The sequence below is a fragment of the Paenibacillus sp. tmac-D7 genome (assembly GCF_006519665.1).
Classification (GTDB): Bacteria; Bacillota; Bacilli; order Paenibacillales; family NBRC-103111; genus Paenibacillus_G; species Paenibacillus_G validus.
On the sequence record NZ_VIDW01000007.1, the window covers coordinates 1 to 19,854 of the forward strand.

The window sequence follows — 19,854 nt, forward strand, 5'->3', positions numbered from 1 at the left end:
GATTTTCACTATTGTGAAATCAAAGCATTCAGCATGCTGAGTTTCGTATCCAGTTTTCAGGGCGCAAGCTCTGTGCTTATGACGGTGTACAAGCTGTCGTATAGCTCATCTTGGAGAGATACCCAAGTGGCTCAAGGGGACCCTCTGCTAAGGGGTTAGACTGCGCAAGTGGTGCGAGGGTTCGAATCCCTCTCTCTCCGTTGCTTCACCCTCATGGATTGAGGGATGGGAACCGAAGGTTCATCGGAGCATAAGCTTCGTAAGCGAAACTTCGCAGACTCATTGATTGATATGGCGGCGTAGCTCAGCTGGCTAGAGCGTACGGTTCATACCCGTAAGGTCGGGGGTTCGATCCCCTCCGCCGCTACCAAAACAAGTTGAATGATTTAGACATTTTATGGTATGATTCGACTTGTGTGTACTTGTACATACTATGGAGGCTTAGCTCAGCTGGGAGAGCATCTGCCTTACAAGCAGAGGGTCGGCGGTTCGATCCCGTCAGCCTCCACCATACATACGCCGCTGTAGCTCAATTGGTAGAGCAACTGACTTGTAATCAGTAGGTTGGGGGTTCAAGTCCTCTCGGCGGCACCAGTTGTCTTTCATTGTGGAGCCGTGGTGTAGAGGCCTAACATGCCTGCCTGTCACGCAGGAGACCGCGGGTTCGAATCCCGTCGGCTCCGCCATGAATAACTTCATAACCCTACATATGGCTCGGTAGCTCAGTCGGTAGAGCAGAGGACTGAAAATCCTCGTGTCGGCGGTTCGATTCCGTCCCGAGCCACCATAGGCTTTTTTTAGCCGTCTTGGAGGCTTAGCGAAGTGGCCAAACGCAGCAGACTGTAAATCTGTTCTCTGACGAGTTCGGTGGTTCGAATCCATCAGCCTCCACCATTCATGTAAGAGCCATTAGCTCAGTTGGTAGAGCACCTGACTTTTAATCAGGGTGTCGTAGGTTCGAGTCCTACATGGCTCATCTTGTTACAAAGAAGAGATCTTCCATGAGAAGATCTCTTCTTTGTTTTGGCAACATTCCGTTTCTCTACTCACACGGATCGCCCCCCGTTCACAAGGACGAACCGTGTGGTTCTCATTGCAGTTCGAGCCTCGTACCGCTCTGCTTGATATAATCCGCCGTCCGAAGCGCGAGCGCCATGACGGTGTTCGTCGGATTACCGCCGCCTGAAGTGACGAAGGAGTTGGCACCGCATAGAAATAGATTGGGGATGTCGTGACATTGTCCGTAACTGTTCACGACCGACGTCTCCGGGTTGTCTCCCATTCTGCAACCGCCCATCAGATGGGCGGTATCGGGAACAATGAATTCGACACGTCCGCCGGAGGCTTCAAGGATAGCGCTCATTGTACCGATAGCGTGTCGAATTAATCGCCGGTCATTCTCTCCATAACCGAATGTCACTTTAGCTCGCGGCTGGCCGTGAACATCCTTCTCTTCGCATAAGGTGATGCGGTTGGCTTCGTCTGGAAGCACTTCCCCGACCAACGTAACGCGTCCGTAGTAATTATAATCAAGCATCGCCTCGCGCAGCCGATTGCCCCAGACCGGTCCTCCGGCACCCCCGGATTTGGCGATGCCTTGAGCGAAGCCGAGCGGTCTGGCGCCGTGCGCATGCAAGGTATAGCCTCGAGCGAAGTCGCGGTCCGGCGACGTGCTATAAAAGTCCTGCGTCGATGCGAGCACGGGCGTACCTTTATAGAGCCGCACTTCGTCGTCGAAACGGGCGTATACATCATGACTGCTGTGCGTCATGAACGCTTTGCCCACCCAACCGCTGCGGTTGGCGAGGCCTTCGGGATACTGTCCGTTGGCGGAATTGAGCAACAGCCGTGGGGTTTCGACGACATAGGTAGCTAATACGACGATGCGGGCCTTTTGCTCATAGGTATCGCCATGATGTACGAACGTAACACCGGTCACCCTACCGGTCGCATTCATATTCACCTGGGTCACGGTACAATCCGCAAGCACTTCTGCTCCCGCTTTCTCCGCTTTGGGGATGTGGACAATCAGCGTGCTGAATTTGGCGTTCGGCATACAGCCTTGATTGCAAAACCCGCGGTTGATGCAGGGCGGCCTGTCTTCAAACGGTGCGGATAAAATCGCGAGCGGCGTGACCGTCCAGCCGATGCCCAGCTTCTCGCAGCCGCGGGCAAACACTTGCGCATTCGGGCTGATCGGATCACGTTCCGGATACGGATACGGTCCACGGAACGGCCCCCAAGGGAAATATTTCGGGCCGGATACGGCAATGTCCCGCTCGATCTTCTCATAGTAGGGCTTCAGATCGGCATACCGGATCGGCCAATCCTCCCCGACGCCATCGAGCGTACGCGTCTGAAAGTCCGACTCATGAAACCGCAGAAACACCCCGGTAAAATGCGTTGTACCGCCGCCAACCCCCCAGCCGGAGTTATTGTGACCCATTTCCAGCGGATCGGATCCGTCAACAACGCGCGTATCCTGCCAGCCCAACCGCTGCATCGCCAGCTCGTCACTCGCGAAATCATGCTGAGGGTCGCGATAGGGCCCCGACTCCAGCACGACTACTTTCATACCGGCTTCGCTCAGCTCTTTGGCCAAGACGCCTCCGGCGGCGCCAGCGCCTACAATCAAGACGTCGACGGTTTCATCTCCATATCGCCTGTTCATGAGGGCTTACCTTCCTTTATCGGCTCCCAAGGGTCGGGCACATCCGGATTCATGCGTACATAACCGCGGGGATAGGCGGGCCCTCCGTATCCGATTTCCGACCAAACCTCCGGATGCGAGTAATAGCCGTCAATCGCAAGCGTCAACAGCTTTTGAAACCAAGCTTGCTGCGGGATAGACCTCCAAATATCGGGGGGAGAGCCGTCTCCTTGACTGATTGCATGCATAATCTGCTTCTTTTGCTCCTGATCCATATGAAAAAATCGTTTCGTATGTAGTCTCTGACAAGCCGAGTCGAGCGCTTGCAAGCCATTGCGCACGAGCGCCGGAGCCGGCGGTTCGCCAGGTTTACGCTGGCTTTCCTGACCGGAATTCATCTTGGTGTCAATATGATCGAGTACGAACTGTATGATCTCCGGTCGCTCGTCATCCAATAACAGGCAGCACCAAGCCCGCAAGTTTTCAGCTTCAACAGCCGTCAGGAAGGTATAGCCGCCGCCTGTCTGCAGGCGGTCAAGGACGATGCGCCGTGTGTGCTCATCCCATTCGTGCCGCTGACTCATAACGTCATAAGAGGGATAGCGGGTCAAACGTTTAATAGACATTCCTCTCTCACCTCCAGTAATAAGCAAGCAAGCCCAGTACGCTTAACGCGCTAAAGAGAAGCGGCAAAACGACCGGAGGCCCAGCCAGAAAGTTGCGCATCGAATAGCCGCCGACACGGACGCCGACGCCGTGAAAATGATAATAGAAACCGGTGGCTCCGATCATGACGCCCAGCCACATCAGTCCCGCAAAGACCAGAAGCAGCAGGTGGCTGCGGTCGAAGGCGAGCCACACGGCCGTCAGACTGAAGATAGGCGCCGCGACGACGGGGGTCCACATCGATTTGTGATGGAAATTTTGCCGGTAATGCGACAGCGCCACTTGAATCCAAAGGACGAAGAAGGCAACGCCGACAAACAAATAAATGACACGGTCGAGCGACCAGCTTATCCAATCCATGATCATCGCCTCCATGGCTTCGTTTTATAGGCTCGGTGAAGCCGGTTTAGGAAAGGTCAACGCGCCATAAGGCAGACAGGCCGCTGCCGTAGGTCGTTGCGGGGACAGAAGCTCTTCGAGCAGCGAGTTCAGTGATTCGACGGGAGTAAATCCGAGCAGCTGCGTGACGGGTCGCGGCATAGCGGACAACAGATATACGCGATGGTGAGCAAGAATTTCGTCTATATGTAAAATTTTGTGCGCCCCCAATACGAAATGCGCCCTAAGCTGGGCTACCGTGTGTGAACGGTTATGCATCGTATCGAGCCAGGCTTGAAATTGCCCGTTACCGAGCATTTCGGAACATTCCGCCACGAGAATGATGGTCCCGCCCGGTTTCGTGAAGGCTGCGGCGTTACGCAGCGTTTTGACCGCTTGATACATATGCAGGTCCTTCGGATACCCGCCCGGCGAGGCGATCACAATATCATAAACGGGCGAAGCCGGCACTAGAAACCGCTCGGCAGCAAGCCTCATGCCCACTTGATGGGCTTTCACGATATCGCCGGCAACGGCGTCCAAGACATGACGGTCGTGGTCGACGATCACATTCAGCATGAAGTGGACCGGCACCAACCGCTGCGCTTCCTCTAAATCGCGATGGACGGGGTTGTCCGAGCTCCCGACGATGGCTTTGTGCGTAAGCGAGAGCGCGTGGTTGTGCTCAATGCAGCGCTTGGAGGCAACGCCGGGAACTAACGATTTGACGCCTCCGGATATGCCGACGAGCGAGTGCGGCTCGATATTCCCGATGACGATGCGCAGCGGTGAAGCCGCGACAAGGCGGTTAATTTCAACGGGCGTTCCCAGCGTCGTCGTCCCGATATAAACGCAATCTTCGGACAAGCAGGAATGATTATGTACCCGAACCCGCGTATAAACGGGATGGGAAACAAGCTCGCGCAGCTCCTCTTGCGTATGCCGCCGATGATAGCCTAGAGCGACGACCACATCGATGCGATCATCGGGGATCCCCGCCTCGTTCAATTCCTCTAACAGCGGCTCAAGCAGCAAGGGACTAGGGCATAGGCGCGTTCCGTCGGGAATTAAAATAACCGCCTCCGTCTTGCTGCGGGCAAGCCTGCGCAGCGGAGAGCTGCCGATCGGTGCATCGAGCGCGCGGCGAATTCGGGCTCTGGATTCCAGTTGAGATCCCGGATTTCTGGGAAGCCTATAGGTGACGGTGCGAAGCGTATGGCCCGAAGGGATCTGGAAGCTTACGGTCGTCTGGCCATAACGCAGCATGGGCATCTTCTGATTTCACCCCCTGCATGAAGTTAAAAGTGATGAAAGCAGTTCAATTTTTCCCCAATATCATAAAAAGTATCCTGTTTCCCTGGAAATAAGGGATGTTTATACGGCCGCCCGTCCGATCATAAGGAAATGAAATCGGGAATGGAGCCTTTGCTTCCTTTTTGTTTATGCTACAATAAGAGGATGTCGCCGGGAGTGGCGCCGAAATAGAGAAAACGTTTGCAACGTGACGCGGTTCGTCGGTACCGGTTGCAAATAAGGAGAGGGAGCCAAGGAATGGATTGGGAACTCGTACGTCAGCAAGTCGAAAGCGCGCTCGGTATACCTGTCAGCAGCGTCAAATGTTCAGTGGAAGAATGGTCCAAGCAGGTCGAGGAAAACGGCGGCGCCGTCTCGGGGGTGGACAAGAACGGCCAAGTTTACTTTTTGGTGCACAAAGAAGGGCAAGACGCGCTGCTTCTGCAAGTGCCCGCCGGGTCGGTAACGCCCAAGGAACGGATGCTCCTTGGATTGCTGCTCGAAAACCGGAAACAGCAGGATAAAAAATCGGCTTCGCCAAGCGGTGAAGAGGAACGGAAAGCGGCATTGATCCGTGAATGGTTCAAAGGCCAGCAGGAACTCGGCTATACGCAAGCGGAGCTGCCGGATACGCTGGTGTCGCAATTATCGCTGTACGCAACGAAAATTCCGCTGCTGCTGTATGTCGATCAGATTACGTCGCGGCGCGCGCATTATACAGAGCTGAAGAAGCTGTTAGAGTCTTTCTTCGATGCGCCGCTTACACTGATTCCCCTCACGGATAAAGAATGGCTTATTCTCGGTCCGGAAAAAATATTGACGATGGACGGCGGGGACGATAAAGCCGATGCGTCCGACGAAACGCTGGAAGATCAGCTCGCCGCACTTGGTTACGGTCTTCACGAAATGCTGGAGAATGAATGGGTGGGTGAATGCCATCTTGCCGTTCATTACCCGATCCTTCCGGCCAAATCGTTATATGCCACCGTGCTTCAGCTGCGCGAGACGATCATGCTCGGTCGGACCTATCATATCGGCAGTAATATGCATATGCCTTGGGAGCTGCAGTTGGAGAAGCTCGTCCATATGCTTCCCGAAACGGAGAAGGCCAATTTTCTGGAGCGGGTGCTCAAGCGGCTTGATGTCGCTTTCGATCCGGAGACGATGACGACGCTTGAGCATTTTTTTCAGCTCGATTGCAATGTCAGCGAGACGGCCAAGAAGCTCTATATTCATCGGAATACGCTGCTTTATCGGCTGGATAAATTCAAACAGGAAACGGGATTGGACGTGCGGACGTTCAATCATGCGGTGCTTGTGAAGATCGCCTTGTTATTGTACAAAGTAACGAAAAGAAAGTGATTTTTTTGTGAAGATTGTGCATAGTCATCAACGGATCAGTAAGGTATGATGTAAGCATATTAAGAAGATATCAACTCGTAGGGGGAATTAATCATGGCAGGCGTACGTTTAAACCACATCGTAAAAAAATATCCGGGTGCAGCGGAAGCAACGGTTAAAGACTTCCATTTGGACATCAAAGATAAAGAGTTTCTCGTACTCGTAGGCGCTTCCGGCTGTGGTAAATCGACGACGCTTCGTATGATCGCAGGTTTGGAAGAAATCTCCGAGGGCGAATTGTACATCGGCGACCGTTTGGTGAACGACGTGGCTCCGAAAGACCGCGATATTGCAATGGTATTCCAATCCTACGCTTTGTATCCGCACATGAACGTGTATCAAAACATGGCTTTCGGTTTGAAGCTTCGCAAGTTCAAGAAAGCCGACATCGACGCTCGCGTTCGCGAAGCGGCGAAAATTCTCGACATCGAGCACCTGCTCGACCGTAAACCGAAAGCATTGTCCGGCGGTCAGCGCCAACGTGTTGCCTTGGGCCGCGCGATCGTTCGCGAACCGCAAGTGTTCCTGATGGACGAACCGCTTTCCAACCTGGATGCTAAACTTCGCGTACAGATGCGCGCTGAAATTACGAAACTGGTTAAACGGCTTGAAACGACAACCGTTTACGTCACGCATGACCAAACAGAAGCCATGACGATGGGCGATCGGATCGTCGTTATGGATAAAGGGGTTATCCAACAAGCAGCTACGCCGGAAGAGATTTACAACTTCCCTGTTAATATGTTCGTAGCGGGCTTCATTGGTTCCCCATCGATGAACTTCGTTAACGGCAGCTTTACTGAGCAAGGCGGACAGCTGCACTTCCGTACAACGGGTGTCGACGTTCAGCTGCCTGAAGGCAAAGCCAAAATTATCCGTGAAAAAGGTTACGCCAATAAAGAAGTCGTACTCGGCGTTCGTCCGGAAGATTTCCATGAAGAAGCGATCTTCATCGAGGCGTCCCCGAACTCGATCGTTAACGCTCACATCGAAGTGTCCGAGAACCTCGGTCATGAGATGATCCTTCACTTGAACGGTATCGGCAACTCCAACGTTGTTGCCCGCGTAGACAGCCGTTCCGGCTTCCACGAAGGGATGAACGTCAAATTGGCGATCGACATGAACAAAGTTCACTTCTTCGACAAAGAAACGACAGCTTCCATCCTGCTGAATGGCTAATGGAATCGTATAAATAAAAAACCAGCCGAAAGGCTGGTTTTTTATTTGAATGATAGCGATAAGCAAAGCGGGCGGCAGCGGTTGATTTATGCGGCCGATTCCTTTACGATGAGGATATTGGTATAAAAAGGAGACGAACGACCTTGCCTAAAAAAGTAAAAGTTTCGGATTTGGTAAGAGAGTTTCAACTTGAGATTATATGCGGCGATGAGGGCTTGAAGCGTCCGATCATGACTGCCGACCTATATCGACCCGGGCTGGAACTGGCCGGTTATTATGAGTTTCATCCGCATGACCGGGTACAGATTTTAGGAAAAACGGAGCTGACCTTCTTCGAAGGTCTGTCGCCGGAGGAACGCACGGAGCGGATGCACCGGCTTTGCGCGCCGGATGAAATCCCATGCATCATCATTAGCCGCGGCCTGGAAGCGCCGATCGAGCTGCTGGCGGCGGCGAATGACTACCGGATCGCGGTGCTGCGGACGCCGATGGCGACGACGATTTTGGCAAGCCGCTTGACCGGTTTTTTGGAAAATCGTCTCGCACCGACAACGACGATTCACGGCGTACTTGTGGACGTTTACGGTATCGGCATGCTTATCTCCGGTTCGAGCGGTATCGGGAAGAGCGAAACAGCGCTTGAGCTTGTGAAGCGCGGGCACCGCTTGATTGCGGACGATGCGGTGGAAATTCGCCAAACGGCCGACCACACGCTGATCGGGAACGCGCCGGAGCTGATTCGGTACTTATTGGAAATCCGCGGGATTGGTATTATTAATGTCATGACGTTGTTCGGAGCCGGAGCGGTACGCACCGCGAAGAAAATTTCGGTTGTCTGTAAGCTGGAGAATTGGCAGCAGGACAAGCAATACGACCGATTGGGACTGGACGAAGAGAAGACCCGGATTATCGACACGGATATTCCGCTCGTCACGATTCCTGTGCGTCCCGGGCGGAACTTGGCGGTCATTATCGAGGTGGCGGCGATGAATTACCGCTTGAAACGGATGGGCTATAATGCCGCGCTGCAATTTACGAACAAATTGACGGAATCGTTAAACGAGGATATGGACGACTTGGAATAATCCCATTGAACGGGGAGCGGTTCTCGGACCGTTCGCTTCGTATAAGGAGAAGATAGCGCATGTTTTTAGCTCTGAATCCGATCGCATTTTCACTTGGACCGCTGACGGTCTATTGGTATGGCATTATCCTGGGAGCGGCGGCGATGATGGGATTGTTGCTAGCGGTGCAAGAAGGCAAGCGGTTTGGCATTTCACCGGACTTTTTCATGGATTTGGTATTGATCGGCGTGCCTTCGGCCATCATCGGCGCGCGAATTTATTATGTCGCCTTTAAGTGGGAAGATTACAAGGATAATTTGATCGAAGTAGTCAAGATCTGGCATGGCGGCATCGCGATCTACGGCGCTTTGATCGGCGCAATCATCGCTGCTGTCATTTATGTACGGCGCAAAGGCTATTCGTTCTGGAGGATTGCGGACATTTGCGCGCCGGGGCTGATCATCGGACAGGCCATCGGGCGCTGGGGCAACTTCATGAACCAGGAAGCGCACGGTGGACCGGTAAATGAAGCGTTCTTACGGAACAATCTGCATCTGCCTGATTTTATCGTCAATCAGATGTTGATTGAGGGACAGTATTATCACCCGGCCTTCTTATACGAGTCATTGTGGAATTTAGCCGGACTTGTGATCCTGTTCGTACTGCGCCGTCAACGGTTCTTGCGGGCAGGCGAGTTGTTCTTCAGCTATTTCATTTGGTATTCGATCGGCCGCTTCTTCATTGAAGGGGTCCGGACGGACAGCCTGGATTTCACCGGACCGGAATGGTTGGTCTCCCTGATGCACAGCTTATGGTCGCCGATGCGCTCGATCGGGTTTGAGCCTGGGGTGATGACGTACGGCGGCAATGTGCGGATTTCGCAGCTGCTGGCCGTACTGATCGTTATTGCCGCGATCGTCGTGATCATCGTGCGGCGGAAGACAGGAGCGTCTGCAGAGCATTATTCCGATCCTATTCTACAGGTCGGTGCGGCAGCGGCGAGCGAGACGACGACGGCGGTAAACGCCGAAGGAACTCCGAATGAGGCGAAGCCGGGAGAGGCAGAGGAAACAAGATGAACATGAGACCAGCAAACGAAGGAGCAGAAGCATGATTCAAGCCGTACTGTTTGATTTGGATGGGACGATTCTCGATACGAATGAGCTGATCATTCAATCTTTTTTACATACGTTTGACTGGGACACGCCGGAGCCTGTAACGCGGGAGCGCATCATTCCCAACATGGGGCGGCCTTTGCACGAGCAGATGGCGGATTTCTCGGGGCGGGAGCAGGTGGAAGATTTGATCATGAAATACCGGGCTTTCAACATCACCCGGCATGATGAATTGGTCACGGCGTTTCCTCATGTGCCGGAAACGCTCGCCCAATTGCGTGAAGCGGGGGTGAAGCTCGGCGTCGTCACCAGTAAAATCCGGAAGACGACAGAGATGGGCCTGAAGCTGACCGGCATTATCGGTTATTTTGATTCGATTGTCACGGTCGAGGATGTAGAACAGCCGAAGCCGCACGGGGAAGGCATCTTAAGAGCGCTGCGCGAATTGGGTGTGGACGCCTCGAGCGCTTTGATGGTCGGCGACAGCCATTACGACATCGAGGCGGCCCGAAATGCGGGTGTCTCCTCGGTTGGGGTCGCCTGGTCGTTGAAAGGCGTCGAATATTTGCGCCGGTATGAGCCGGACCACGTTATTGACGATATTCGCGAACTATTGCCGATTGCCGGCATAGGAGGAGAATCCAACGCTTGAGACAGACGGACCGATATCCGGTGGACGGGCCTAACTCGTTATGGCAAGTATACAGTACGATAAGCCGATGGAAGGCCATTCGTAACTTTATTTTTATCCAGATCGCCAGGTATGCGCCCTCCTTGCCTTTGAAACGGTGGATTTATCGCCGTATCTTAGGGATGAAAGTGGGGGAGCATGCCTCTTTCGCTTTAATGGTCATGGTGGATGTATTCTTCCCGGAGAAGATCGAGGTGGGGGACAATACGATCATCGGATACAATTCGACGATCCTGACGCATGAGTATTTGATCAAGGAATACCGGCTCGGGCAGGTGAAGATCGGTTCCCATGTGATGATCGGAGCGAACAGCACCATACTGCCGGGCGTAACGATCGGGGATCATGCGATCATTGGGGCAGGCTCGGTCGTGCATAAGGACGTTGCGCCGTACAGCTTCGTCGCGGGCAATCCCCTGCGCGTAATACGAGAGGACGTCCGGGAGAGCGGGGAGTAAAACGATATCCGATTTAGCCTAACAGGGGCCCTTCACACCGGTTTGAACGGGAATAACGAACGTAGTTCCGCTCTTGTCGGAAACGACGGTTTACAAGCAGAAATACCGCACCCGGGTTCCGCTCGGGCGTTCGGATGAAGCTCTGCAGACATACGGAGAACGTTCGTGTTATTCCATTGACGGAGTCTCGTTTCCATGGTAGACTAACGATTACATTCTTTATTTTGGTAGTATGGTAGCACATTAGCGAACTAAAGCAAAAATTACGAATAGTAGGGTGAAGACCGGTGTCCAAACCGAAAGTGTTCGAAAAGCCGACAGGCGTCAAAGATTATTTGCCCGAGGCGGCGGCCAAGCTGCGCAGCATTGAGTTCAAACTGATGCAGTGTTTGGAGCGCTGGGGTTACAGAGAGATCATTACTCCAACGTTGGAGTATTACGATACCGTAGGGGTAGCGAGCTCGACGGAAGATAAGAAGCTGTTCAAGCTGCTCGACCGTAACGGCACGACGCTCGTCATGCGCTCGGATATGACGGCGCCGATCGCGCGTGTCGTTTCGTCCTTGCTTCGTGAACATGCGTTCCCTCTTCGTTTGTCGTACCACGCGAACGTCTTTCGTGCGATTGAAGCGGAAGCGGGGCGGGATGCGGAATTTTTCCAGACTGGCGTTGAGCTCGTCGGCGATGCGTCAAGCGAGTCCGATGCGGAAGTGATCGCACTCGCGGTCGCTTGCTTGCAGGCGGCCGGCGTGAAGCCGTTCAAAATCGCGCTGGGTCATGTCGGCTTCCTGAACGGCTTGTTCCAGGAAACGCTGCGCGACCGTACGGATGCGCAGACGCAGTTGAAGGGCTGCTTGCTGAACCGCGATTACGTCGGTTATCGGGAAGCGCTCAAGACGATGGGCTTGCCGGCGGAGGTGCGGGAAGAGCTGGAGGGCATCCTTCGCTTGCGAGGGGGCCAAGAGATTTGCCGCCAAGCGCGTCAGTTAACCGACGATCCGGTAGCGCAGCAAGCGATCGCACATTTGTGCGAAGTGTGGGACGTGCTGGAGGCGTATGGCGTCAGCGAGCATGTGCTGATCGATTTGACCATGATCGGCGACTTTTCTTATTACACGGGCATGACCTTTGAAGGCTATGCGGCGGATCTCGGATTTCCGGTGTGCAGCGGCGGTCGTTATGACAACCTGCTGGCGCAGTTCGGCCGTCCGGCCCCGGCGACCGGCTTTGCGCTCAAGACGAACCGGATTCTTGAAGTGATCAGCAAGGAGGCTGCCGCAGAGACGTCGAACCGCGTGCTGATCGTCTATACGGCGGACAACCGGCAGCAGGCGTTAAGCCGGGCGGGAGAGCTGCGGATGGAGCGGCAAGCGCCGGTGGAGACGCTGCTCGCCCCGGACGGTCAGTATGAGAAAGAACAGCTGGCCGGCGGTTCGGTTCGCGTTCGGGGGATCGAATATCAAAGCGTCATTGAGTTTGTGAATTAAAGGAGCGGCGAGCCCATGCAGGAGTTATTGAAAGTAGCGATGCCCAAAGGGCGTATTTATAAGCAAGCTTCGAAGCTGTTCCGCGAGGCGGGCCTCGCGATTCCGGACGAAACGGACGAATCGCGCAAGCTGATTATCGCGGTGCCCGAAGCCAATATGGAGTTTATTATGGCGAAGCCCGTCGACGTTCCGACGTATGTGGAATACGGCGTAGCCGATATCGGCGTCGTCGGCAAGGACGTGCTGATGGAGGAAAACCGCGACGTTTACGAGCTGCTCGATCTCGGTATTGCCCGCTGCCGCATGTCGGTCATCGGCTTGCCGGATTGGAAGCCGGTGCTGAATCCGCGGGTGGCGACCAAGTATCCGAACGTCGCCTCGCAGTATTTTCGGGAGCGGGGACAGCAGGTGGAAGTGATCAAGCTGAACGGCTCCATCGAGCTTGCGCCGCTGATCGGGTTAGCCGACCGGATTGTCGATATGGTCGAAACGGGCAGCACGATTCGGGAAAACGGGCTCGCGGAGCACGAAGAGATATTCTCGATTACGAGCCGGTTGATTGCGAACCGGGTAAGCTACCGGATGAAAAATAACGCTATACAAGCACTGTGCGACCGACTGCAGCCGGTCATCGCAGCGGCCTTGGCGGCGAAAGCATAGAAGGAGGTTGCCCTCAGATGAAACGGATGCCGGCATCGGAGTTTGCTTTGAAACGGGAAGTCGAGTACGGCTCGCCGGAGCAGAACGAGCGCGTACGGCTTATTATCGAAGAGGTCCGTCAAGACGGGGACGCGGCGCTGCGCAAGTTCGCCAAGCAGTTCGATCGCGCCGACGTGAGCGACCTCCGTGTCGCCGAAGCGGAGATCGAAGCGGCGTATCGTCAAGTGGATGACGAGTTCCTGACGGCGATTCGCGAAGCGGCCGTCAACATTCGCCGCTTTCACGAGAAGCAGCGGCGTACGTCGTGGATGGATTTGCAGCCGGACGGCAGCATCCTCGGGCAAGTGATGCGGCCTTTGCGGCGGGTCGGGCTGTATGTGCCAGGCGGTAAAGCGGCCTACCCGTCCTCGGTGCTGATGAACGCGATTCCGGCCCAGGTGGCGGGCGTACCGGAAATCGTCATGGTGACACCCCCGGCAACGGCGGGTATCGAAGGGATTAATCCGCACATCCTGGTGGCGGCAGCGGAAGCTGGCGTACGCGAAATTTATCGCGTCGGCGGCGCGCAGGCGGTGGCGGCGCTTGCTTACGGCACGGATTCGATCGCCCCGGTCGACAAAATCGTCGGTCCGGGCAACATTTACGTGGCGCTGGCGAAGCGATACGTGTTCGGCGCCGTCGATATCGACAGCATTGCCGGACCGAGCGAGATCGTTGTCCTCGCCGACGAGTCGGCGGATGCTGCCTATGTGGCGGCCGACCTGCTGTCGCAGGCGGAGCACGACGAGATGGCGTCGGCGATTCTGATTACGCCGTCGGAGGCGCTGGCGGAAGCGGTGCAGGCGGAAGTGCAGCGCCAGCTTGCCGAGCTGCCGAGGCGTGAAATCGCCGGGCAATCGGTGCGCGATTACGGCGCGATTCTGACCGTCGGCAGCCTCGAAGAAGGCGTAGACGCGGTGAATCGGCTCGCCCCGGAGCATCTGGAAATTCTCACGCGCGAGCCGTTCCAATATTTAAGCAAGATTGAGAATGCGGGCGCCATTTTCTTGGGTCCGTACAGCTCGGAGCCGGTCGGCGATTATTTTGCCGGTCCGAACCACGTGCTGCCGACGAACGGCACGGCGCGGTTTTCGTCGCCGCTGAACGTGGATCATTTTATGAAGAAGTCGAGCGTGATTTACTACAGTAAGGAAGCGCTGCTGCGCGACGGGGATAAGATTATCGCCTTGGCACGCCATGAAGGGCTGGAGGCGCATGCGCGCGCCATCGAAATTCGTTTGCAGAAAGAAGGGGACTCTCGTGGCTGAACAAGGACAAGGTCAACAACCGGGTGGACGCCGCTCGGAAGTGGCGCGCCGTACGAATGAAACCGACATCAGGCTTGCGTTTAACGTGGATGGAACCGGTGTGTCGGAGATCGAGACGGACGTGCCGTTCTTGAATCATATGCTCGACCTGTTTACGAAGCACGGCCAATTTGATTTGAAGGTGGATGCGAAGGGCGACGTCGAGATCGACGACCACCATACGGTGGAGGACATCGGCATTTGTCTCGGCCAAACGCTGCGAGAGGCGCTCGGCGACAAACGCGGCATCAAGCGCTACGCGAGCGTGTTTATTCCGATGGACGAGGCGCTGGCGCAGGTTGTCATCGACATTAGCAACCGCCCGCATTTCGAGTACCGCGCCGAGTATCCGTCGGCAACGGTAGGCAGCTTCACGACGGAGCTTGTGCACGAGTTTCTGTGGAAGTTCGCGCTTGAAGCGCGCATTACGCTGCACGTCATCGTGCACTACGGCCACAACACGCATCACATGATCGAGGCGGTGTTCAAAGCGTTGGGGCGTGCGCTCGACGAAGCGACGAGCATTGATCCGCGCGTACAAGGAGTGCCCTCCACGAAAGGGGTTCTGTAAGCCATGATCGCGATTATCGATTACGGAATGGGCAACCTGCACAGCGTTCGTTCGGCAGTCGAGCGGTTAGGTTATCAGGCGCTGATCACCTCGGACGAGCGCGAGCTGCTTGAAGCCGAGGGCGCGATTCTGCCCGGAGTCGGCGCGTTCGGCGATGCGATGGAGCATCTGCGCGCCTCGAGATTGGATGAGGCGACGGCGGCCTACGCGGCAAGCGGCAAGCCGCTGCTCGGCATCTGCCTCGGCATGCAGCTGCTGTTCAGCCGCAGCGAGGAGCACGGCGACCACGAAGGGCTGAATCTGCTGCCAGGTGATGTCGTGCGCTTCCGCGGCGATTACAAGGTGCCGCATATGGGCTGGAACAAGCTGTTGTTCCGCGCCGGCGACAGCCCGCTTTTTCGCGGTGTGGAGGAAGGTCACGTGTATTTCGTCCACTCCTTCCATGTGAAGCCGGAGCGGGAGAGCGATCTGCTGGCGACAACGGACTACCATCAGCAGGTGACGGCTATTGTCGGTCGCGGCAATGTGTACGGGATGCAGTTTCATCCGGAGAAAAGCGGCAGCGTCGGCATGCAGCTGCTTGATAACTTTCTGGGGTTGTGCGAGAAGAAACAAACGGTCTAAGCGGCCCCTTGAACTCTATATGTAGTGGAGGAAACGAATCATGTCTGCTTTTATCATTTATCCCGCCATCGACATCCGCGGAGGCAAGTGCGTTCGTCTGATTCAAGGCGACTATAATCAAGAGACGGTGTACAACGAGAATCCGCTTGAAGTGGCGAAGGCTTGGGAAGCCCAGGGAGCGAAATGGATCCACTTGGTCGATCTGGACGGCGCGAAAGCGGGTAAACCGGTGAACGACCAGCTGATCGGTGAAATCGCGCGTTCCGTCAGCGTTCCGGTTCAGGTCGGCGGAGGCATTCGCTCGGAAAGCGACGTCGACTATGTGCTGTCGCTCGGCGTGTCCCGCATCATCCTTGGCACGGCGGCGATTGAAGACCGCGACTTCGTCCGCCGCGTGCTGCAGAAGCACGGCGAGAAGATTGCGATCGGACTTGACGCCCGCGACGGTTACGTGGCGACACGCGGCTGGCTGGAGACGTCGACGGTCAAAGCCGACGAGCTGGCGGTCGAGTTGGCAAGGGAAGGCGCGCGCACGTTTATTTTCACCGATATTTCCCGCGACGGGATGATGGGCGGACCGAACGTAGAGGCGATTGTCAACCTGGCCAAAGTATCGGGTCAAACGGTCATCGCATCGGGCGGCGTCAGCCAATATGAAGATTTGCAAAAGCTGGCGGAGCATACGGACGAGGGCGTCGGCGGCGCGATCGTCGGCAAGGCGCTGTACACCGGCAGCATCAAGCTGGAGGAAGCGCACAGTCTGGTCTAACGGACCTATGCTCTCGTGCGCATTCCATACGAAAGGGGTACGGCTATGCTAGCCAAACGAATCATTCCCTGTCTTGACGTCAAGGACGGCCGGGTCGTCAAGGGTGTTAACTTTGTCAATTTGCGCGACGCCGGAGATCCGGTGGAGCTTGCTTCGATTTACGACCGCGAAGGCGCGGACGAGCTGGTTTTTCTCGATATCTCGGCTTCGCACGAAGGACGGGCGACGATGGTCGAGGTCGTGCAGAAGACGGCGGGGCAAATTACGATCCCGTTCACGGTCGGGGGCGGGATCGCCAGCGTGGACGATATGAAACGGCTGCTGCGCGCAGGCGCGGATAAGATCGGGATTAACACGGCGGCGGTGCGCAACCCGCAGCTCGTGTCCGACGGCGCGCGCCGGTTCGGTTCGCAGTGCATCGTCGTCGCTGTGGACGCCCGCTTTAACAAGGAGTGGGGCGAGTGGGAAGTGTTCACCCACGGCGGACGGAACGCCACGGGCATGAAGGCGCTGGAATGGGTGAAAGAGGTGGAACGCCTCGGCGCCGGCGAAATTCTGCTGACTAGCATGGATGCCGACGGCACGAAGGACGGCTTTGATGTGCCGCTCACGAAGGCGGTGTCGGAACTGCTGACGATTCCGGTTATCGCTTCCGGCGGAGCGGGGAAGAAGGAGCATTTTTACGAAGTGTTCGCGGAAGGCAAGGCGGATGCGGGTCTGGCTGCAACGATTTTCCATTATAAAGAGATAACGATCGAAGAGGTTAAGGACGACCTCAAGGCTAAAGGAGTGGAAGTGCGATGAGCGAACGAAAAATGGCAACCAACCTGGAGGAGCTCCTAGCTGCGGTGCGCTTCGACGCGCACGGTCTCGTGCCGGCCATCGTGCAGGATGCAGTCAGCAAAGAAGTGCTGATGATGGCGTACATGAACCGGGAGTCGCTCGGCAAAACGTTGGAATCGGGCGAAACCTGGTTCTGGAGCCGTTCGCGCAGCGAGCTGTGGCATAAAGGAGCGACGAGCGGTAACATTCAGAAGGTGCGCTCGCTCCGGTACGACTGCGACGGCGACACCTTGCTCGTGCAGGTCGATCAAGCGGGCCCGGCTTGCCATACAGGCAGCTACAGCTGCTTCTATCATGACGCGAAGATCGGCGCGCTGGCGGCGGATGCGGCAACGGCGAACGAGTCCGACAAGCAGGACCGCTTCGCCATCTTGAACGCGCTCGAAGCGACCATTGCGCAGCGCGATGCCGAACGGCCCGAAGGCGCGTACACGACGTATTTGTTCGAGAAGGGCGTCGACAAAATTCTTAAGAAAGTCGGCGAAGAAGCGGCCGAAGTCATCATCGCAGCCAAAAATCGCGACAAAGACGAGCTGCGTTACGAAGCAAGCGATCTCATCTTCCACTTGATGGTGCTGCTGCGCGAGCAGAGGCTGCCGCTTGACGACGTGATGCGGGAACTGGATCGTCGTCATAATAAACAGAAATAAACGTCAGATTTTCAGGATAAGGAGCGTTTCTATGCGCATTGATTACCATACGCACCATGTGCGCTGCGGACATGCGTCGGGAGAGCTTGAGGAGTACGTGTTGAAGGGCATTGAGATCGGGCTCGTCCAGTTAGGGCTGTCCGATCACATGCCCTTGCTCCATGTCGACCCGGCCGCCTATCTTCCCGACATGGCTATGCCGATGGAGGAATTGCCGAATTATGTCGAAGAGGCGTTCCGACTGCAGGAGAAATACAAAGACCGTATCGACATCCGGGTCGGGATGGAGGGCGACTATATCGAAGGCTGGGAAGCTGAGATCGAGCGTCTTGTGAAGGCGTATCCATGGGATTACGTCATCGGCTCGGTTCATTTTCTGGGCGAATGGGACATTACGGACTACCGGCAAACCGATGGCTGGAAAGAACGCGACGCCTACGAAGTATACAAGCAATACTACGACGCCGTCGGCAAGGCTTGCCGAACCGGATTCTACGATTACATCGGCCATATCGACGTCATTAAGCGATTCGGCTTCAAGCCCGAGCAAAGCGTCGAACACCTCGAACGACAAGCGCTGGAGGCGGTCCGGGCGGCGGGCATGGCGATCGAATTGAATGCGTCGGGGCTGCGGATGCCGGTGAACGAGATGTTCCCGAGCCGGCGCATGCTGGAATACGCCCTGGAGCTTGGAATTCCGCTCACCATCGGCTCCGATGCGCATCAGCCGGAGCGGCTCGCCCAATATTTGGATCAAGCCGTCGATTTGTTGAAAAATGTCGGATTTAACGAATTAGCCACATTTAAGGGCCGGAAACGGACGATGGTGCCTATTGGTTTCGATTCTTTTCATGTATAATGAGGGAGTGGAAGCATTCTAAATTTTATGTAAACGCTCAAGACTTCCGAGTCTGGGCATCGTCAAACGAACCACGTAACAACAGAAAGCGGAGGTAACCATGTATACCGACAAATTGAAGATTTTCTCGGGTTCGTCCAACCCGAAACTGGCGGAGCGTATTTGTCAAGAGCTCGAAGTGCCGCTAGGTCAGATCAAACTTTCCCGATTTAAGAGCGGGGAAATTTACTGTCTTTACGAAGAGAGCATTCGTAACTGCGACGTGTTTCTCGTACAAACGTTCTCGCATCCGATTAACGAGCACTTCATGGAACTTCTCGTGATGATGGATGCGGCGAAACGGGCATCCGCGAGAACGATCAACCTTGTCGTTCCTTACTATGGTTATTCCCGCCAAGAGCGTAAAGCCGCGCCGCGCGAGCCGATTTCGGCCAAGCTGGTTGCGGATCTCCTGACGGCGGCGGGCGCCGACCGTGTGATCACGATCGACCTGCACGCTCCGGCGATTCAAGGCTTTTTCAACATCCCGGTGGATCATTTGACGGCGCTGGATTTGGTTAGTGATTATATTAAAGGTCTGAATATCGAAAATCCGATCATCGTATCGCCGGACGCTGGACGCGCTACGACGGCTGAGAATTTGGCCAACATTCTCGATGCGCCGTTCGCGATGATGATCAAGAAAAGACCCGCTCATAACGAAGCGGTTATTACGCACGTCATCGGGGACGTCGAGGGACGCACGCCGATCATTATCGAGGACCTGATCGATACGGGCACAACGATCGTGAATGTTGTCGAAGGTCTGAAAGAGCGCGGAGCCAAGGACGCTTATATCTGTGCTACGCATCCGGTGTTCTCCGGCCCGGCGCTGCAGCGTCTGGACCATCCGAACATTGCGGAGGTGGTGATTACGGACTCGATCGCGATTCCGGACGATCATTCCGCCCGGTTCAAGGTATTGTCCGTGTCCCACCTGCTCGCCGATGCGATCAACATTATCGTGTCGGGCGGCTCGCTCAGCTCCTTGTTCAAGTACGGCGGAGTATAAAACTTATCCTAAATGTTTTTTCCACACGTCTCCGGCTTTCAAAACCTACGGTTTTGGGCCGGATTGTGTTATAATTAGGAATCATTAGAATTCCGGGAA

At 55.5% G+C, this 19,854-nt stretch carries 20 protein-coding genes and 8 tRNA genes; 24 read left to right on the forward strand and 4 right to left on the reverse strand.

Annotated features, from left to right (window positions below; all coding sequences use genetic code 11):
• The first annotated feature begins 112 nt into the window (after window positions 1-112).
• The 8 genes from FKP33_RS06880 to FKP33_RS06915 all read left to right on the forward strand — a co-directional run bounded on the left by FKP33_RS06880 (window position 113) and on the right by FKP33_RS06915 (window position 976).
• Window positions 113-200: transfer RNA gene (locus FKP33_RS06880), tRNA-Ser, on the forward strand.
• A 93-nt stretch (window positions 201-293) separates the two neighbouring features.
• Window positions 294-370: transfer RNA gene (locus FKP33_RS06885), tRNA-Met, on the forward strand.
• A 65-nt stretch (window positions 371-435) separates the two neighbouring features.
• Window positions 436-511: transfer RNA gene (locus tag FKP33_RS06890), tRNA-Val, on the forward strand.
• A 7-nt stretch (window positions 512-518) separates the two neighbouring features.
• A tRNA-Thr gene (locus FKP33_RS06895) sits at window positions 519-594 on the forward strand.
• A 15-nt stretch (window positions 595-609) separates the two neighbouring features.
• Window positions 610-686, forward strand: a tRNA-Asp gene (locus FKP33_RS06900).
• Window positions 687-711: 25 nt separating this feature from the next.
• Window positions 712-787 (forward strand) — tRNA-Phe (locus tag FKP33_RS06905).
• Window positions 788-808: 21 nt separating this feature from the next.
• A tRNA-Tyr gene (locus FKP33_RS06910) sits at window positions 809-894 on the forward strand.
• A gap of 9 nt (window positions 895-903) precedes the next feature.
• Window positions 904-976: transfer RNA gene (locus tag FKP33_RS06915), tRNA-Lys, on the forward strand.
• Window positions 977-1,090: 114 nt separating this feature from the next.
• On the opposite strand, the gene FKP33_RS06920 is transcribed toward FKP33_RS06915, so the two are convergent.
• The 4 genes from FKP33_RS06920 to FKP33_RS06935 are packed head-to-tail and all read right to left on the reverse strand — an operon-like array spanning window position 1,091 to window position 4,966.
• On the reverse strand, window positions 1,091-2,671 hold the full coding sequence (locus FKP33_RS06920; RefSeq protein ID WP_141334335.1) for a GMC family oxidoreductase: 1,581 nt from the start codon (window positions 2,669-2,671) through the stop codon (window positions 1,091-1,093).
• Window positions 2,668-3,276, reverse strand: a complete 609-nt coding sequence (locus FKP33_RS06925; RefSeq protein WP_244933003.1) for a gluconate 2-dehydrogenase subunit 3 family protein — start codon at window positions 3,274-3,276, stop codon at window positions 2,668-2,670. The genes FKP33_RS06920 and FKP33_RS06925 overlap by 4 nt, the downstream gene beginning before the upstream one ends.
• A 7-nt stretch (window positions 3,277-3,283) precedes the next feature.
• Window positions 3,284-3,676, reverse strand: coding sequence for a hypothetical protein (locus FKP33_RS06930; protein ID WP_141334337.1), 393 nt, complete (start codon window positions 3,674-3,676; stop codon window positions 3,284-3,286).
• Between the two features lie 24 nt (window positions 3,677-3,700).
• Complete coding sequence (locus FKP33_RS06935) at window positions 3,701-4,966, reverse strand: nickel-dependent lactate racemase family protein (protein ID WP_141334339.1); 1,266 nt, start codon at window positions 4,964-4,966, stop codon at window positions 3,701-3,703.
• A gap of 279 nt (window positions 4,967-5,245) precedes the next feature.
• Between FKP33_RS06935 and FKP33_RS06940 the strand changes: the two genes are divergently transcribed.
• The 16 genes from FKP33_RS06940 (at window position 5,246) to FKP33_RS07015 (ending at window position 19,755) form a co-directional block, all read left to right on the forward strand.
• Entirely contained in the window at window positions 5,246-6,349 is a 1,104-nt protein-coding gene (locus FKP33_RS06940; RefSeq protein ID WP_127609199.1) for a PucR family transcriptional regulator, read from the forward strand.
• A 93-nt stretch (window positions 6,350-6,442) separates the two neighbouring features.
• On the forward strand, window positions 6,443-7,567 hold the full coding sequence (locus FKP33_RS06945) for an ABC transporter ATP-binding protein (protein WP_127609197.1): 1,125 nt from the start codon (window positions 6,443-6,445) through the stop codon (window positions 7,565-7,567).
• Between the two features lie 143 nt (window positions 7,568-7,710).
• On the forward strand, window positions 7,711-8,652 hold the full coding sequence (gene hprK, locus FKP33_RS06950) for an HPr(Ser) kinase/phosphatase (RefSeq protein WP_141334341.1): 942 nt from the start codon (window positions 7,711-7,713) through the stop codon (window positions 8,650-8,652).
• Window positions 8,653-8,711: 59 nt separating this feature from the next.
• The gene (gene lgt / locus FKP33_RS06955; protein WP_141334342.1) at window positions 8,712-9,710 is read left to right on the forward strand and encodes a prolipoprotein diacylglyceryl transferase; all 999 of its coding nucleotides are present in this window, start codon (window positions 8,712-8,714) and stop codon (window positions 9,708-9,710) included.
• Window positions 9,711-9,741: 31 nt separating this feature from the next.
• Window positions 9,742-10,398, forward strand: a complete 657-nt coding sequence (gene ppaX / locus FKP33_RS06960; RefSeq protein WP_141334344.1) for a pyrophosphatase PpaX — start codon at window positions 9,742-9,744, stop codon at window positions 10,396-10,398.
• Window positions 10,395-10,895 (forward strand): acyltransferase, encoded by a 501-nt coding sequence (locus tag FKP33_RS06965; protein ID WP_127609189.1) that lies wholly within the window; start codon window positions 10,395-10,397, stop codon window positions 10,893-10,895. The genes ppaX and FKP33_RS06965 overlap by 4 nt, the downstream gene beginning before the upstream one ends.
• 287 nt (window positions 10,896-11,182) lie before the next feature.
• Window positions 11,183-12,382 carry an ATP phosphoribosyltransferase regulatory subunit gene (locus FKP33_RS06970; RefSeq protein WP_141334346.1) on the forward strand — a complete coding sequence of 400 codons (1,200 nt, stop codon included), beginning with the start codon at window positions 11,183-11,185 and terminating at the stop codon, window positions 12,380-12,382.
• A gap of 15 nt (window positions 12,383-12,397) precedes the next feature.
• Window positions 12,398-13,042 carry an ATP phosphoribosyltransferase gene (gene hisG, locus FKP33_RS06975; RefSeq protein ID WP_054797495.1) on the forward strand — a complete coding sequence of 215 codons (645 nt, stop codon included), beginning with the start codon at window positions 12,398-12,400 and terminating at the stop codon, window positions 13,040-13,042.
• Window positions 13,043-13,059: 17 nt separating this feature from the next.
• On the forward strand, window positions 13,060-14,349 hold the full coding sequence (gene hisD / locus FKP33_RS06980) for a histidinol dehydrogenase (protein WP_141334348.1): 1,290 nt from the start codon (window positions 13,060-13,062) through the stop codon (window positions 14,347-14,349).
• Window positions 14,342-14,959 (forward strand): imidazoleglycerol-phosphate dehydratase HisB, encoded by a 618-nt coding sequence (gene hisB / locus FKP33_RS06985; RefSeq protein ID WP_127609185.1) that lies wholly within the window; start codon window positions 14,342-14,344, stop codon window positions 14,957-14,959. The genes hisD and hisB overlap by 8 nt, the downstream gene beginning before the upstream one ends.
• A gap of 3 nt (window positions 14,960-14,962) precedes the next feature.
• Window positions 14,963-15,583, forward strand: coding sequence for an imidazole glycerol phosphate synthase subunit HisH (gene hisH, locus FKP33_RS06990; protein ID WP_127609183.1), 621 nt, complete (start codon window positions 14,963-14,965; stop codon window positions 15,581-15,583).
• A gap of 40 nt (window positions 15,584-15,623) precedes the next feature.
• On the forward strand, window positions 15,624-16,352 hold the full coding sequence (gene hisA, locus FKP33_RS06995; RefSeq protein WP_054800219.1) for a 1-(5-phosphoribosyl)-5-[(5-phosphoribosylamino)methylideneamino]imidazole-4-carboxamide isomerase: 729 nt from the start codon (window positions 15,624-15,626) through the stop codon (window positions 16,350-16,352).
• Between the two features lie 45 nt (window positions 16,353-16,397).
• Window positions 16,398-17,156 (forward strand): imidazole glycerol phosphate synthase subunit HisF, encoded by a 759-nt coding sequence (gene hisF, locus FKP33_RS07000; RefSeq protein ID WP_127609179.1) that lies wholly within the window; start codon window positions 16,398-16,400, stop codon window positions 17,154-17,156.
• Complete coding sequence (gene hisIE / locus FKP33_RS07005) at window positions 17,153-17,845, forward strand: bifunctional phosphoribosyl-AMP cyclohydrolase/phosphoribosyl-ATP diphosphatase HisIE (protein WP_141334350.1); 693 nt, start codon at window positions 17,153-17,155, stop codon at window positions 17,843-17,845. The genes hisF and hisIE overlap by 4 nt, the downstream gene beginning before the upstream one ends.
• A gap of 31 nt (window positions 17,846-17,876) precedes the next feature.
• The gene (gene hisJ / locus FKP33_RS07010) at window positions 17,877-18,704 is read left to right on the forward strand and encodes a histidinol-phosphatase HisJ (protein ID WP_141334352.1); all 828 of its coding nucleotides are present in this window, start codon (window positions 17,877-17,879) and stop codon (window positions 18,702-18,704) included.
• Between the two features lie 100 nt (window positions 18,705-18,804).
• Window positions 18,805-19,755: a ribose-phosphate diphosphokinase gene (locus FKP33_RS07015; RefSeq protein ID WP_054797498.1), complete on the forward strand. Its 951-nt coding sequence runs from the start codon at window positions 18,805-18,807 to the stop codon at window positions 19,753-19,755.
• The last annotated feature ends 99 nt before the right edge of the window (window positions 19,756-19,854 follow it).

What these genes read in the sequence shown, in the direction of transcription:
- FKP33_RS06920 (WP_141334335.1), bottom strand. Translation starts at nt 2,671, where the DNA reads ATGAACAGGCGATATGGAGATGAAACCGTCGACGTCTTGATTGTAGGC.
- FKP33_RS06925 (WP_244933003.1), bottom strand. Translation starts at nt 3,276, where the DNA reads ATGTCTATTAAACGTTTGACCCGCTATCCCTCTTATGACGTTATGAGT.
- FKP33_RS06930 (WP_141334337.1), bottom strand. Translation starts at nt 3,676, where the DNA reads ATGGATTGGATAAGCTGGTCGCTCGACCGTGTCATTTATTTGTTTGTC.
- FKP33_RS06935 (WP_141334339.1), bottom strand. Translation starts at nt 4,966, where the DNA reads ATGCCCATGCTGCGTTATGGCCAGACGACCGTAAGCTTCCAGATCCCT.
- FKP33_RS06940 (WP_127609199.1), top strand. Translation starts at nt 5,246, where the DNA reads ATGGATTGGGAACTCGTACGTCAGCAAGTCGAAAGCGCGCTCGGTATA.
- FKP33_RS06945 (WP_127609197.1), top strand. Translation starts at nt 6,443, where the DNA reads ATGGCAGGCGTACGTTTAAACCACATCGTAAAAAAATATCCGGGTGCA.
- lgt (WP_141334342.1), top strand. Translation starts at nt 8,712, where the DNA reads ATGTTTTTAGCTCTGAATCCGATCGCATTTTCACTTGGACCGCTGACG.
- ppaX (WP_141334344.1), top strand. Translation starts at nt 9,742, where the DNA reads ATGATTCAAGCCGTACTGTTTGATTTGGATGGGACGATTCTCGATACG.
- hisG (WP_054797495.1), top strand. Translation starts at nt 12,398, where the DNA reads ATGCAGGAGTTATTGAAAGTAGCGATGCCCAAAGGGCGTATTTATAAG.
- hisD (WP_141334348.1), top strand. Translation starts at nt 13,060, where the DNA reads ATGAAACGGATGCCGGCATCGGAGTTTGCTTTGAAACGGGAAGTCGAG.
- hisH (WP_127609183.1), top strand. Translation starts at nt 14,963, where the DNA reads ATGATCGCGATTATCGATTACGGAATGGGCAACCTGCACAGCGTTCGT.
- hisA (WP_054800219.1), top strand. Translation starts at nt 15,624, where the DNA reads ATGTCTGCTTTTATCATTTATCCCGCCATCGACATCCGCGGAGGCAAG.
- hisF (WP_127609179.1), top strand. Translation starts at nt 16,398, where the DNA reads ATGCTAGCCAAACGAATCATTCCCTGTCTTGACGTCAAGGACGGCCGG.
- hisIE (WP_141334350.1), top strand. Translation starts at nt 17,153, where the DNA reads ATGAGCGAACGAAAAATGGCAACCAACCTGGAGGAGCTCCTAGCTGCG.
- hisJ (WP_141334352.1), top strand. Translation starts at nt 17,877, where the DNA reads ATGCGCATTGATTACCATACGCACCATGTGCGCTGCGGACATGCGTCG.
- FKP33_RS07015 (WP_054797498.1), top strand. Translation starts at nt 18,805, where the DNA reads ATGTATACCGACAAATTGAAGATTTTCTCGGGTTCGTCCAACCCGAAA.